Here is a 12675-nt window from a genome sequence, read left to right on the forward strand (position 1 = left end):
TGGAGATCGACTTACCCGGTCGTTTCCGCGCCGACGCCCGAAAAGGGAGACTACCGCATGGCTCTTTACGAGCACACGGTCATGACGCGCCAGGACATCTCGGCGCAACAGGCCGAAGCGCTGAATGACACCATCAAGGATCTGATCGTCGCCGGCGGCGGCTCGGTCGCCAAGATCGAATACTGGGGTCTGCGCAACCTGACCTACCGCGTGAAGAAGAACCGCAAGGCGCACTATTCGCTGCTGGCCGTCGACGCCCCCCCGGCCGCCATGGCCGAGGTCGAGCGTCAGCTGTCGATCAACGAAGACGTGCTGCGCTGGCTGACCGTCCGCGTCGAGGAACTCGACCTGGAACTGTCGCCGCTGCTGGCCCGCCGCGAGCGTGAACGCGAGCGTGAGCGCGAGCGCACCCCGCGCGACGACGCCTCTTCCGACGCCGAATAAGGAAACCGGACATGACCGATACGACTGCCCCCACTCCGGGCGCTCCGGCCGGCTCCGGCCCGGCCCGCCGCCCCTTCTATCGTCGCCGCAAGGTGTGCCCGTTCTCGGGCGCCAACGCGCCGAAGATCGACTACAAGGACGTGAAGCTGCTGCAGCGCTACGTCTCCGAACGCGGCAAGATCGTGCCTTCGCGCATCACCGCCGTCTCGCAGAAGAAGCAGCGCGAACTGGCCAAGGCCATCAAGCGCGCCCGCTATCTGGCCCTCCTGCCGTACGTGGTGAAGTAAGATGAAGGTCGTTCTGCTGGAACGCGTCGAAAACCTCGGCGCCATCGGCGACGTCGTGTCCGTCAAGGACGGCTTCGCCCGCAACTTCCTTCTGCCGCGCGACAAGGCCCGCCGGGCCACCGCCGCCAACCTGAAGGCCTTCGAACTCGACCGCGCCGCCATCGAGCAGCGCAACGAGAAGAACAAGGCCGACGCGCAGAAGGTCGCCGACAAGATCGACGGCGAAACCTACGTCATGATCCGCCAGGCCGGCGAAACCGGCCAGCTGTACGGTTCGGTCGCGGGCCGCGACGTCGCCGAGGCCATCCAGGCCGAAGGCGGCAAGGTCGAGCGTTCGCAGGTCGTGCTGAACACGGCGATCAAGACCCTGGGCGTCCACGAAGTGCTGGTCCGCCTGCACGCCGAGGTCCGCGCCACGGTCAAGGTCAACATCGCCCGTTCGGCCGACGAAGCCGAGCGTCAGGCCAAGGGTGAAGACGTCATCCGCAGCCAGTTCGACGACGAGCGCCAGGCCGCCGAGCAATCGGCCCAGGAGCTGATCGAGGGCGGCGCCAGTCAACAGGAAGGCTTCGGCGACGAAGCCTGATCCGACCGGATCGACGACAAGGACAAGGGCGCGTTCCGCACGGGACGCGCCCTTTTTCCTGCCCGCGGGCCAGCCCCCGCCGGCCCGCCGCGTAAGGATTTCTAAAGACGCGGCCAGAAAATCTGGCGCATGGCCCGGATTGACGCGCCCCGATGCGGTCTCAATATCGCCTCTGCCGCGACACGCCTCCCCTGTGCCGCGCCTGGAGGGGCCTCATGCGCCGCAACCTGTTCCGAAACGCCTGTCGCGCCCGGCGATGTCGCCGCGGCTGAGGCCGCCGCGCGTCCCCTTTCCGATCCCGACCTTTCCCAACCGGCGGCGACCCAAGACCGCCGGATGCTCTCCCGCGCCTTCAAGAAGGATTCCTCCATGACCTCCCGCCTGTCCGCCCTGCTGGGCGCCGCTTCCGCGATCGCCCTGTTCGGCGCCGCCCCCGCCCTGGCCCAGACCGCGCCTGAGGCCGACCCGAACGACATCGTGGTCACCGGCACGCGCGTGCCCAACCGCTCGCGCCTGGACACCCTGGCCCCCGTCGACGTCGTGACCAGCGAGACCCTGCAGCAGCGCGGCACCACCGAGTTCGCCGCCGCCCTGTCGCAGACCGTGCCCTCGCTGACCTTCGCCCGCCCGACCGCGGTGGACGGCACCGACTCGGTGCGGCCGGCGACCCTGCGCGGCCTGTCGCCGGACCAGACGCTGGTGCTGCTGAACGGCACGCGCCGCCACGCCTCGGCCCTGGTCAACGTCAACGGCTCGATCGGGCGCGGCTCGGCCGCCGTGGACCTGAACGCCATCCCCACCGGCGCCCTTGACCGCGTCGAGGTGCTGCGCGACGGCGCCTCGGCCCAGTACGGCTCCGACGCCATCGCCGGCGTCGTCAACCTGCGCCTCAAGGAAGCCTCAAGCGGCGGCGGCGCCAGCGTCACCTACGGCCAGTACGTCACCACCGTGGAGACCGCGCGCGGCGAACGCGACGAGAACGACGGCCAGACCGTCACCGCCTCGGCCTGGCAGGGCCTGGCCCTGGGCTCGGACGGCTATCTGACCCTGTCGGCGGAATACCTCCAGCGCGACCCGACCAACCGCTCGGACTACGATCCGCGCGCCGCCGCCAACGGCGCCGTCACCGCCCGCGCCGGCGACCCCGAGGTCGAGCAGTGGACCGTCTTCGCCAACGCCGGCAAGCCCCTGGGGAACGGCTGGGAGGCCTTCGGCTGGGCCGGCTATCAGGATCGCCAGAGCGAAAGCGCCGCCTTCCCGCGCCTGTCCGACAATGTGAACAATGTCGCGGCCATCTATCCGGACGGCTTCCTGCCCAAGATCGGCGTGGACAGCCAGGACGTGTCGGCCGCCGGCGGCGCGCGCGGCCAGCTGGGCGGCTGGGACGCCGAGATCAGCCTGGTCTATGGCCGCAACGCCCTGGATTTCGAGACGCGGGACTCGCTGAACTCCACCTATGGCTCGGCCTCGCCGACGACCTTCGATTCCGGTTCGCTGATCTATGACCAGCTGGTCCTGGGCGCCGACTTCAGCCAGGCCTTCGAGGTCGGCCTGTCCGGCGGCCCGCTGAACTTCGCCTGGGGCCTGGAGCAGCGCTGGGAGACCTACAAGATCGAGGCCGGCCAGCCCGAGAGCTACAACCGCGGCCCGCTGGGCGCCAACACCGCCCTGGCCGGCGGCGCCCAGGGCTTCGTCGGCTTCCAGCCCTCGAACGAGATCGACGTCGACCGCGACAACTTCGCCGCCTACGCCGACGTGGAGATCCCGCTGACCGAAAAGCTGACGGTCGAGGGGGCCGTGCGGTTCGAGGACTATTCCGACTTCGGCGACACCCAGACGGGCAAGTTCAGCGCCCGCTACGACTTCACCCCCGCTTTCGCCCTGCGCGGCTCGATCTCGACGGCCTTCCGCGCGCCGTCGCTGCAGCAATCCTTCTTCACCTCCACCGCCTCGGTGATCCAGGACGGCGCCGTGGTCGAGACGGGCACCTTCCCGGCGACCAGCGTGGTGGCGACGGCCCTGGGCGGCCGCCCGCTGGAGCCCGAGACCTCGACCAACTATTCGCTGGGCGCGGTGGTGCGGCTGGGCCGCTTCGACCTGACGGTGGACGCCTACAAGATCGACATCGACGACCAGATCGTCCTGTCGGAACTGATCCGCAATCCGGCGGTGCTGGGTCCGCTGGGCGTGCAGGCCGCGCGGTTCTTCCTGAACGGCGTCTCGACCGAGACCGAGGGCGTGGACGTGGTCGGCCGCTATCGCCTGCCGACCGAGGCGGCCGGCGACTTCGACTTCACGGTCGCGGCGAACTTCAACGACGTGTCGCTGAGCACCGACCTCTCGCCCACCCTGTTCGCCCGCCAGCGCATCCTGACCATCGAGGAGGGCACGCTGGCGACCAAGGTCTCGGCCTCGGCGGACTGGCGTCTGGACCAGTGGGGGGCCACGCTGAAGGCCACCTACTACGGCGACGTCCTGCAGCCCGGCTCGACCGCCGCCAGCGACTATTCGACCGGCGCCAAGACGGTGGTGGATCTGGAAGGCCGCTATCGACTGACCGACCGGGTCGGCCTGGCCGTCGGCGTGGACAACGTCTTCGACGAATATCCGGACTATGTGCCGGCCAGCCTGAATTCCAACGGCGTGCTGGGCTTCCCCTACTATTCGCCCTTCGGCTTCAATGGCCGCTACGCCTATGCCCGGGTCAGCCTGAACTGGTGACCCGGCCCCGCGCCTGACGGCTCAAGGGGGCGTTCCTTCGGGAGCGCCCCTGTCGTTTCGCGCCCCGTCCACAGCCTATCCCCGTTCATCTTCGGACGTGCGTCGGATTCCGTCCGCATCCGACGCAGGGCGGCGCTAAAGCCTTAACCGACATGAACGCCTTCGCCCCGCTGCCCTTTTCCGCCTCGCCGACCGATCACGGCGGCGTCTCGTCGATGCCGCACAATCTGGAGGCCGAGCAGGCGCTGCTGGGCTCGCTGATGTTCGACAACGCCGTGTTCGAACGGCTCAGCGACCGGCTGCGCGGCTCGCACTTCTACGAGCCCTTCCACCAGCGTCTGTTCGAGGCGATCGAGGACCACATCCGCCAGGGGATGCTGGCCGAGCCCACCATCCTGATGGAGCGGTTCAAGCAGGACCCGGCGTTTCAGGAGTTCGGCGGCCTGCGCTATCTGGCCGACCTGGTGGACCGCGCCCCGCCCGCCGCCAATGCGCCCGACTACGCCCGGGTCGTCTATGACCTGGCCCTGCGTCGCGACCTGATCCGCATCGGCGGCGACATCATCAAGGAGGCGCCGAACCCCGAAACGCCCGCCGACGAGCAGATCGAACAGGCCGAGCAGACCCTGTACTCCCTGGCCGAAACCGGCAAGCCTTCGTCCGGTTTCGTCAGCTTTTCCCACGCCTTGTCCGGCGCGGTTCAGATGGCGGCCGAGGCGTATCAGCGCGACGGCAAGCTGGCCGGCCTGGCCACCCACCTGAACGACCTGGACTCCAAGCTGGGCGGCCTGCACCCGTCCGACCTGTTGATCCTCGCCGGCCGTCCGTCGATGGGCAAGACGGCGCTGGCGACCAACATCGCCTTCAACGTGGCGCGCAACTATCAGTGGGAGCCGACGCCGGAGGGGCGCAAGACCGTCAACGGCGGGGTCGTGGCCTTCTACTCGCTGGAAATGAGCGCCGAACAGCTGGCCATGCGGATCCTGGCCGACGCCTCGGGCGTGTCCTCCGACAAGCTGCGCAAGGGCGAGATCGACGCCACCGACTTCGGCAAGATCCGCGACGCCGCCGTCGAGATCGGCGAAAGCCCCCTCTACATCGACGCCACCGGCGGCCTGTCCATCTCCAAGCTGGCCGCGCGCGCGCGGCGGCTGAAGCGGATGGAGCACGGCCTGGACCTGATCATCGTCGACTACCTCCAGCTCGTGACCACCGGCGAGAACAGCCAGAAGAACCGGGTGCAGGAGGTGTCCGAGATCACCGGCGGGCTGAAGGCCCTGGCCAAGGAGCTGTCGGTGCCGATCATCGCCCTGTCGCAGCTGTCGCGCCAGGTCGAGCAGCGCGAGGACAAGCGGCCCCAGCTGTCGGACCTGCGCGAATCCGGCTCGATCGAGCAGGACGCCGACTGCGTGATGTTCGTCTATCGCGAGAGCTATTACCTGGGCCGCGCCGAACCGCGCGAGGGCACCGAGGAACACCTGCAGTGGCAGCAGGACATGGACCGCCTGCAGCACCAGGCCGAGGTCGTCATCGGCAAGCAGCGCCACGGCCCCATCGGCATCGTCAAACTGGCCTTCGACGCCGACACCACCAAGTTCGGCAACCTGGCCCACGACTGCCGCTACCAGGACAGCTACGAATAGGGCCGCACGGCGGGCGCGTCGCCTCGGCCATCCCAATTTCTGAACATTTCCGTTTTCAGAACAACGCCATACGGTGACGGTCCGGCGATCGACCTTTCGCACCTTCGCGATCGGTTATGATCGCCGCCCCCCCGGCCTGCGGGGCGCCGCGACCGGATTTCACACCATTCATACTATTCACACTGTCTTTTTCGCGAACCGTGCGGTCGCGGCGTCGCTTCCGGCCCGGATTTCACACTATTCGCACTCTTCGCACGGTGTTTTTCCGCACGGCTCGGGCTCGCCGCCCTTCCATTGCAAGAAACTTGCGTCATAAGAGCCCGATGCCCTCCCCCGCCACGCTTTCCGTCGATCTCGGCGCCCTCGCGCGCAATTTCCACGCGCTTCAGGCCCTGACCGGCGCGCCCGTGCATCCTGTGGTCAAGGCCGACGGCTACGGCCTGGGCGCCCCGGCCTGCGCGACCCGCCTGATGGCCGAGGGCGCGCGGACCTTCTTCGTGGCGCGCGCCGCCGAGGGCCAGGCCCTGCGCGCGGCCCTGGGCGCCGAGCCGACCATCTATGTGCTGGACGGCTGCCATGAGGGCGCGGCGGCGGAACTGAAGGCGGCCGACCTGCGGCCGGTGCTGAACCAGCCGCGCCAGATCGACGCCTGGCGCCAGGCCGGCGGCGGCGCCTGCGGCCTTCAGATCGACACCGGCATGAACCGGCTGGGCTTCCGGCCCGAGGACGCCCCCGAAACGTTCGACGGCGTCTCTTTGGTGATGAGCCACCTGGCCTGCGCCGACGAACCGGCCCAGCCGATGAACCGCCGCCAGCGCGACCTCTTCGCCGCGGCCGCCCAGCGCTATCCCGGCGCGATCCGCTCCTTCGCCAACTCCGGCGGCTGTTTCCTGGGGCCGGACTTCGCCTTCGACGCCGTGCGGCCGGGCATCTGCCTCTACGGCGGCGGGCCCGAGGGGCGGACCGACGACCGGATCGCGCCCGTCGCCACGCTCTGGGCCGAGGTGCTGCAGGTGCGCGAGGTTCCGGCGGGCGAGAGCGTCGGCTATTCGCGCGGCTTCCGGGCCGACGCGCCCGTGCGGGTCGCCACCGTGGCGGCCGGCTACGCCGACGGCCTGCTTCGGTCCTACAGCCCGCGCGGGGCGGCCTGGGTGGCGGGCCAGACGCGGCCGCTGCTGGGCCGGGTGTCGATGGACGTCTGCGCCGTGGACGTCACGGGCCTGGACGTCGCCGTCGGCGACCGGGTCGAACTGTTCGGCCCCAACCGCCGGCTGGACGACGCGGCGGCGGCGGCGGGCACCATCGCCTACGAACTGCTGACCTCGATCACCCCCCGCGTCCCGCGCGCCTATGTCGATTGACGCCGGCGGGTCAGAGACCGGCCAGGCCGCTCATCGCCGCCGTGCTGGCCACGAACATCATGCTGATGCTGCCGATCACGGCGCTGATGATGAAATAGACCACGATGCTGAGGATCAGCGTGACGATGAAATAGCCGACCTTCTTGTCTTCCGGCGTCTTCATCAGGATCGGCAGGCCGACGAACAGCAGATAGAAGGAGTAAAGGCCCAGGATCGCCAGCACGCCCAGCATGGGAATCAGGCCGAACACCCCGGCCAGCCAGGCCGCCGTCCACGAATAGACCGCCACCTTCATCGCCTGGATCTTGCTGGGGACCGAGCCGAAGCTGGGGGCCAGGGCGTTGATGATCAGGCCCAGCAGGAAGACGCCCAGCAGCGACAGCAGATAGCTGACCACGGCCACCACCAGCGCCGCGGTGATCGGCATCCGCATTCCGAAGATCGGCAACAGCTGGCCGCCCAGCAGGCTGCACACCGGGCCGATGGCGGCCAGGATCATGGCGTAGCGGGTGAACAGGGTCTGGGTGGTGGCGAACTCGCCGTCGATCCGCTCCCACTCCGCCCGGGGCTGAAGCAGGATGCCCTTGACGCGCGCCACCAGGGCGGGATCGACGGCGGGTTGGCTCGGCTGGTCGGTCATGGAGGGCGCTCGGGGGCTGGGAGAACAGGGTGCGGCATACTGACCCCGGCTTGGCCATAGATGCAAGATGCTGAGAGTCAGTCTCATTTCCACACCCACGTCAGTTCCGGTCGCAGACGGGCGGCGGGCGGATAGCCCCCGCCGCGGCATCTGCTAGACAGGCCCACATGGCTCGCGACACCGCCCTCTACGTCTGTCAGTCCTGCGGGACGGTCCACGGCAAATGGTCCGGCCAGTGCGGATCGTGCGGCCAGTGGAACACCCTGAGCGAGGAGAGCCGATCCGCCCCGCCCGGCGCCATCAAGCCGGCCGCCTCGGCCGCCGCGCGCGGCCGGGGCCTTCAGTTCGAGACGCTTCAGTGCGACACGCCCGAGCCGCCCCGCATCGCCACCGGCGTGGCCGAGTTCGACCGGGTCTGCGGCGGCGGGGTCGTGCCGGGATCGGCCATTCTGCTGTCGGGCGATCCGGGGGTGGGCAAGTCGACCCTGTTGCTGGAGGTCGCGGCCAAGGCCGCGCTGCGCGGCGCCAAGGTCGCCTACATCTCCGGCGAGGAGGCGGTCGAGCAGATCCGCGCCCGGGCCAAGCGGATGGGGCTGGCCGACGCGCCGGTCGATCTGGCCGCGGCCACGGCGCTGCGCGACATCCTGGGCACGCTGAAGCGCGAGACGTTCGACATCGTCATCGTCGATTCGGTGCAGACGCTATGGTCCGACGTGCACGAGAGCGGGCCGGGCTCCATCACCCAGGTGCGGGCCTGCGCCGGGGAACTGGTGCGGCTGGCCAAGAACGGCGGCCCCGCGGTGGTGCTGGTCGGCCACGTCACCAAGGACGGCCAGGTCGCCGGCCCCCGGGTGGTCGAACACATGGTCGACGCCGTCATGACCTTCGAGGGCGAGCGCGGCTATCCCTTCCGCATCCTGCGCGCCGGCAAAAACCGCTTTGGCGCGACCGACGAGATCGGCGTCTTCGAAATGGGCGACAGCGGCCTGCGCGAGGTCGCCAACCCCTCGGCCCTGTTCCTGGGCGAGGGCAAGGACCGCGCGCCGGGCGCGGCCGTGTTCGCCGGCATCGAGGGTTCGCGGCCCGTGCTGGTCGAGATGCAGGCCCTGGTCGCGCCCTCGGCCTACGGCACGCCGCGCCGGGCCGTGGTCGGCTGGGATTCGGGCCGGCTGGCCATGCTGCTGGCGGTCTTGGAAGCGCGCTGCGGCCTGGGGTTCGGGGACAAGGACGTCTATCTGAACGTCGCGGGGGGCCTGCGCATCAACGAGCCGGCGGCGGATCTGGCCGCGGCGGCGGCGCTGATCAGCTCGGCCCTGGACGTGCCCCTGCCGCAGGGTTGCGTCGTCTTCGGCGAAATCGGCCTGTCGGGCGAGGTCCGCAGCGTCGGCCGCGCCGAGGCCCGTCTGCGCGAGGCCCAGAAGCTGGGCTTCGACCAGGTCCTGTCCCCGCCCCTGTCGGCCAAGACCAGGGGCGTGAAGACCACGGCGGCCACGCGCCTGTCCGAAGTGGTCGAACGAATCTCGCAGAACCGGTATTAGAGAGCCGTGAGCCCCGCCAGGAACCCCGCCGCGTGACCGGATACGACGTCTTCGTCATCGTGGTTCTGCTGTTCTCGGCCGCCGCCGGCTGGGTGCGCGGGGGCGTCCGCGAGATCGTGACCCTGCTCAGCGCGCTGCTGGCCGCCCTGGTCGCCCTGATCGCCCTGCCCTTCACCGCCATGGCCGGGCGCGCCGTGGTCGATCCCGACTGGGCCGGCACGGTGCTGGCGGCCATCCTGACCTTCTTCGTCGTCTATTTCGGCCTGCGGATCGCCGGATCCCTGCTGTCCAAGAGCGCCAAGGCGCATCCGTCCCTGGGCGGCCTCGATCGCGTGCTTGGCCTTGCCGTGGGCGCCGTGCGCGCCCTGATCCTGATCGGAGCGGTCCATCTCGTCATCGTGGCCGCCTTGCCTGGCGAACGCACGCCCCGCTGGCTGAACGGCGCCCTGACCTATCCGGTCAGCGCGCTCGGCGCGCGGGCGATCCAGATGGTCCTGCCCGGCATCGGCCGGGGCGTCGACGCCATCTCCCCCGTGGTGGATTCCTCCGTACGCAAAGGGTTTTCCGATCGGGAAGCCTTGCCCCAGCCGCAATCCGGGACTACTTCGCCGCGCGAAGCCGCCCCCTAGTGTCCCAAGTCCCAGGTCATCGGAGCCCGACGATGCGCCACCATATCGCCGATCCCGTCGTTCACCGCGAACATTGGCGCGAGCCGGAGGACGACCAGCTTCGCCTGGAATGCGGCGTCTGCGGCGTCTGGGGCGCGGAAGAGGACGAGGGCTCGGCCGTCGTCGCCCTGGGCCTGCACGCCCTGCAGCATCGCGGCCAGGAAGCCTGCGGCATCGCCAGCATCAAGGACGAACGCTTCTACACCGAACGGCACCAGGGCCTGGTGGGCGAGGCCTTCGGCGGCGCCGACCTGGCCGGCCGGATGCCCGGCCGGGCGGCCGTGGGCCATACCCGCTATTCCACCGCCGGCGGATCGTTTCTGCGCAACATCCAGCCGATGTTCGCCGATCTGGACCAGGGCGGCATCGCCATCGCCCACAACGGCAACCTGACCAACTTCAAGTTCCTGCACAGCCAGCTGGTCGGCGAAGGCGCCATCTTCCAGTCGACGTCGGACTCCGAGGTCATCCTCCACCTGATCGCGCGCAGCCGTAAGGCCAAGATCGTCGATCGCTTCATCGACGCCCTGGCGCGGATCGAGGGCGGCTACGCCCTGGTCGCCCAGACGCGGCACAAGATGATCGGCGCCCGCGACCCGCTGGGCATCCGTCCGCTGGTGCTGGGCCGGGTCGGCGAGGCCTGGGTGCTGGCGTCCGAGACCTGCGCCCTGGACATGATCGGCGCGACCTTCGTGCGCGACGTCGAGCATGGCGAGGTCGTCGTCATCGACGAAAGCGGCCTGCGCTCGCTCAAGCCCTTCCCCGCCCGCGCCGCCCGCCCCTGCCTGTTCGAATATGTCTATTTCTCGCGCCCCGACTCGGTCGTGAACGGCCGCTCGGTCTATGAGGTCAGGAAGGAGATGGGGCGGGGCCTGGCGCGCGAATTGGGCGTGGAGGCCGACATCGTCGTGCCGGTGCCGGACTCTGGCGTGCCGGCGGCCTTGGGCTACGCCCAGGAGAGCGGCATCCCCTACGAGATGGGCATCATCCGCAGCCACTATCTGGGCCGCACCTTCATCCAGCCCAGCCAGGGCGCCCGTCAGAAGGGGGTGCGCATGAAGCACAGCCCCAACAAGTCGGCCCTGGCCGGCAAGCGCGTGGTGCTGATCGACGACTCCATCGTGCGCGGCACCACCTCGCTGAAGCTGGTCCGCGCCGTGCGGGCGGCGGGGGCGACCGAGGTCCACCTGCGCTCGGCCAGCCCGCAGATCCTGTTCCCGGACTTCTACGGCATCGACATGCCGGAACGCGCGCAGCTGCTGGCGGCCAACAAGACGCTGGAAGAGATGCGCGACATGCTGGAGGTCGACAGCCTGGGCTTCCTGTCCATCGACGGCCTGTACCGGGCGATGGGCGAGACGGGCCGCGACAAGGCCAACCCGCAGTTCACCGACCACTATTTCACCGGCGACTACCCGACCCGCCTGCTGGACCGGGAGATCGAGGAAGGCGGCCGCGAATTCGGCGCCCGGCAGTTGTCCCTGCTCGTCAGCGCCTGAAGCCAGGCGGACGGCGCCGGGCGAATAGCGGCTTGGCGGGCCGGCCTCGCGCGCGCTATCAGGCGCCATGTCCGAACTCCCCCTTTCCGGCCGTATCGCCCTGGTCGTCGGCGCCTCGCGCGGCATAGGCTATGAAAGCGCCCTGGCCCTGGCCAAGGCCGGCGCCCACGTCATCGCCACGGCGCGCACCCAGGGCGGCCTGGAAGAGCTGGACGACGCCGTCTTCGCCGCGACGGGCCAGCACGCCACCCTGGTTCCCTTCGACCTGGTGGACGGGGGCGCCATCGACCGGCTGGGCGGGGCCATCTTCGAGCGGTTCAAGAAGCTGGACATCTGGGTCCAGGCGGCGGCGACCATGGGGCCGTCGGGCCTGACGCCGGTGTCCCACGCCGACCCGCGCGAGTTCGCCAAGGTCGAAAAGACCAACTTCACCGCCGTCTATCGCCTGATCCGTTCGCTGGAGCCGCTGCTGCGCGCCTCCGACGCGGGGCGCGCCATCCACCTGACCACCAGCGTGGCGGCCAGGCCCCGCGCCTTCTGGGGCATGTACGCCGCCACCAAGGCGGGCGCCGAAGCCCTGGTGAAGGCCTGGGCCGACGAGATCGAGAGCACGCCGGTCGGCGTCAGCATCGTCGATCCCGGCCGGATGCGAACCCAGATGCGCGCCCAGGCCTATCCGGGCGAAGACCCGCAGGGCCTGCCCCATCCGTCCGAGATCGCCCCCCTGATCGTCGAACTGGCCCGCGGCGACCTGACGCCGCCGCTGACGGTGTCCTTCAGGGACTGGAAGTCGGAGCCGTCCCCGGAAGCCCTGGTCTAATCGCGAAGATCGTCGAGGAGATCGGGCAGTTCGGCGGGCCAGATCGCCTCGGTGGAGGCCCGGATGTCGGCCGCCGTCCACCAGCGGTGCTCGACCAGGACGCGCCGCTCCTCTTCCGTCCAGCCCCCGGGCGCGACGACGAAGCGCTCGGCGCGCAGCAGGAAGAAGCGCTGATCCACGTCGGCCATGCGGCCGTCAGGCAGGCGAAAGGCCACGCGGACGCGGGCGACCTGGGGACCGGGATCGGCGACGGACAGGCCCGTCTCCTCGAACAGTTCGCGACGCGCGGCGTCCTCGAAGCTTTCGCCCGGCTCGCAGCCGCCGCCGGGCGTGGCCCAGAAGACGGTTCCGGACAGCGGCCCCTCGGCGAAGACGAAGCGGAACAGCAGCACCCGGCCCTGCGGGTCCAGGATCAGCCAGCGGGCGGTCGGCCGCGCGGGAAGCGTCGCGTTCCCCTCGCTCATGGGC

Annotated in this window: 12 protein-coding genes and 1 pseudogene; 10 read left to right on the forward strand and 3 right to left on the reverse strand. The window is 69.8% G+C overall.

Annotated features, from left to right (window positions below; genetic code table 11):
* Nucleotides 1-81 precede the first annotated feature (81 nt).
* Nucleotides 82-279 (forward strand): annotated as a pseudogene (gene rpsF, locus M8231_RS17075) (30S ribosomal protein S6); the annotation flags it as partial.
* Between the two features lie 19 nt (nt 280-298).
* On the opposite strand, the gene M8231_RS17080 reads toward rpsF, so the two are convergent.
* Nucleotides 299-478, reverse strand: a complete 180-nt coding sequence (locus M8231_RS17080; RefSeq protein WP_353745004.1) for a hypothetical protein — start codon at nt 476-478, stop codon at nt 299-301.
* On the opposite strand from M8231_RS17080, the gene rpsR reads away from it, so the two are divergent.
* The 5 genes from rpsR (at nt 456) to alr (ending at nt 7042) form a co-directional block, all read left to right on the forward strand.
* Nucleotides 456-731, forward strand: a complete 276-nt coding sequence (gene rpsR, locus M8231_RS09260) for a 30S ribosomal protein S18 (protein ID WP_249750170.1) — start codon at nt 456-458, stop codon at nt 729-731. The genes M8231_RS17080 and rpsR overlap by 23 nt on opposite strands.
* 1 nt (nt 732) lies before the next feature.
* Nucleotides 733-1317, forward strand: a complete 585-nt coding sequence (rplI, locus tag M8231_RS09265) for a 50S ribosomal protein L9 (RefSeq protein ID WP_250201321.1) — start codon at nt 733-735, stop codon at nt 1315-1317.
* 369 nt (nt 1318-1686) lie between these two features.
* A complete protein-coding gene (locus tag M8231_RS09270; RefSeq protein ID WP_250201322.1) occupies nt 1687-4038 on the forward strand; it encodes a TonB-dependent receptor plug domain-containing protein in 2352 nt (783 codons plus the stop codon).
* 152 nt (nt 4039-4190) lie between these two features.
* Nucleotides 4191-5681, forward strand: coding sequence for a replicative DNA helicase (locus tag M8231_RS09275; RefSeq protein WP_250201323.1), 1491 nt, complete (start codon nt 4191-4193; stop codon nt 5679-5681).
* 323 nt (nt 5682-6004) lie between these two features.
* The gene (alr, locus tag M8231_RS09280) at nt 6005-7042 is read left to right on the forward strand and encodes an alanine racemase (RefSeq protein ID WP_250201324.1); all 1038 of its coding nucleotides are present in this window, start codon (nt 6005-6007) and stop codon (nt 7040-7042) included.
* A 10-nt stretch (nt 7043-7052) separates the two neighbouring features.
* On the opposite strand, the gene M8231_RS09285 is transcribed toward alr, so the two are convergent.
* On the reverse strand, nt 7053-7682 hold the full coding sequence (locus M8231_RS09285; RefSeq protein ID WP_249750167.1) for a Yip1 family protein: 630 nt from the start codon (nt 7680-7682) through the stop codon (nt 7053-7055).
* Between the two features lie 167 nt (nt 7683-7849).
* Between M8231_RS09285 and radA the strand changes: the two genes are divergently transcribed.
* The 4 genes from radA to M8231_RS09305 all read left to right on the forward strand — a co-directional run bounded on the left by radA (nt 7850) and on the right by M8231_RS09305 (nt 12207).
* Complete coding sequence (gene radA / locus M8231_RS09290; protein ID WP_249750166.1) at nt 7850-9220, forward strand: DNA repair protein RadA; 1371 nt, start codon at nt 7850-7852, stop codon at nt 9218-9220.
* A gap of 32 nt (nt 9221-9252) precedes the next feature.
* Nucleotides 9253-9849 (forward strand): CvpA family protein, encoded by a 597-nt coding sequence (locus M8231_RS09295; RefSeq protein ID WP_249750165.1) that lies wholly within the window; start codon nt 9253-9255, stop codon nt 9847-9849.
* A 32-nt stretch (nt 9850-9881) separates the two neighbouring features.
* Nucleotides 9882-11387 (forward strand): amidophosphoribosyltransferase, encoded by a 1506-nt coding sequence (gene purF, locus M8231_RS09300; RefSeq protein WP_249750164.1) that lies wholly within the window; start codon nt 9882-9884, stop codon nt 11385-11387.
* A gap of 67 nt (nt 11388-11454) precedes the next feature.
* Complete coding sequence (locus tag M8231_RS09305; protein ID WP_249750163.1) at nt 11455-12207, forward strand: SDR family NAD(P)-dependent oxidoreductase; 753 nt, start codon at nt 11455-11457, stop codon at nt 12205-12207.
* Here M8231_RS09305 and M8231_RS09310 read toward each other — a convergent pair.
* Nucleotides 12204-12671: an NUDIX hydrolase gene (locus M8231_RS09310; RefSeq protein ID WP_249750162.1), complete on the reverse strand. Its 468-nt coding sequence runs from the start codon at nt 12669-12671 to the stop codon at nt 12204-12206. The two genes, M8231_RS09305 and M8231_RS09310, sit on opposite strands and share 4 nt — an antisense overlap.
* Nucleotides 12672-12675: the final 4 nt, after the last annotated feature.

It is taken from the genome of Brevundimonas albigilva, assembly GCF_023573565.1.
Classification (GTDB): domain Bacteria; phylum Pseudomonadota; class Alphaproteobacteria; order Caulobacterales; family Caulobacteraceae; genus Brevundimonas; species Brevundimonas albigilva.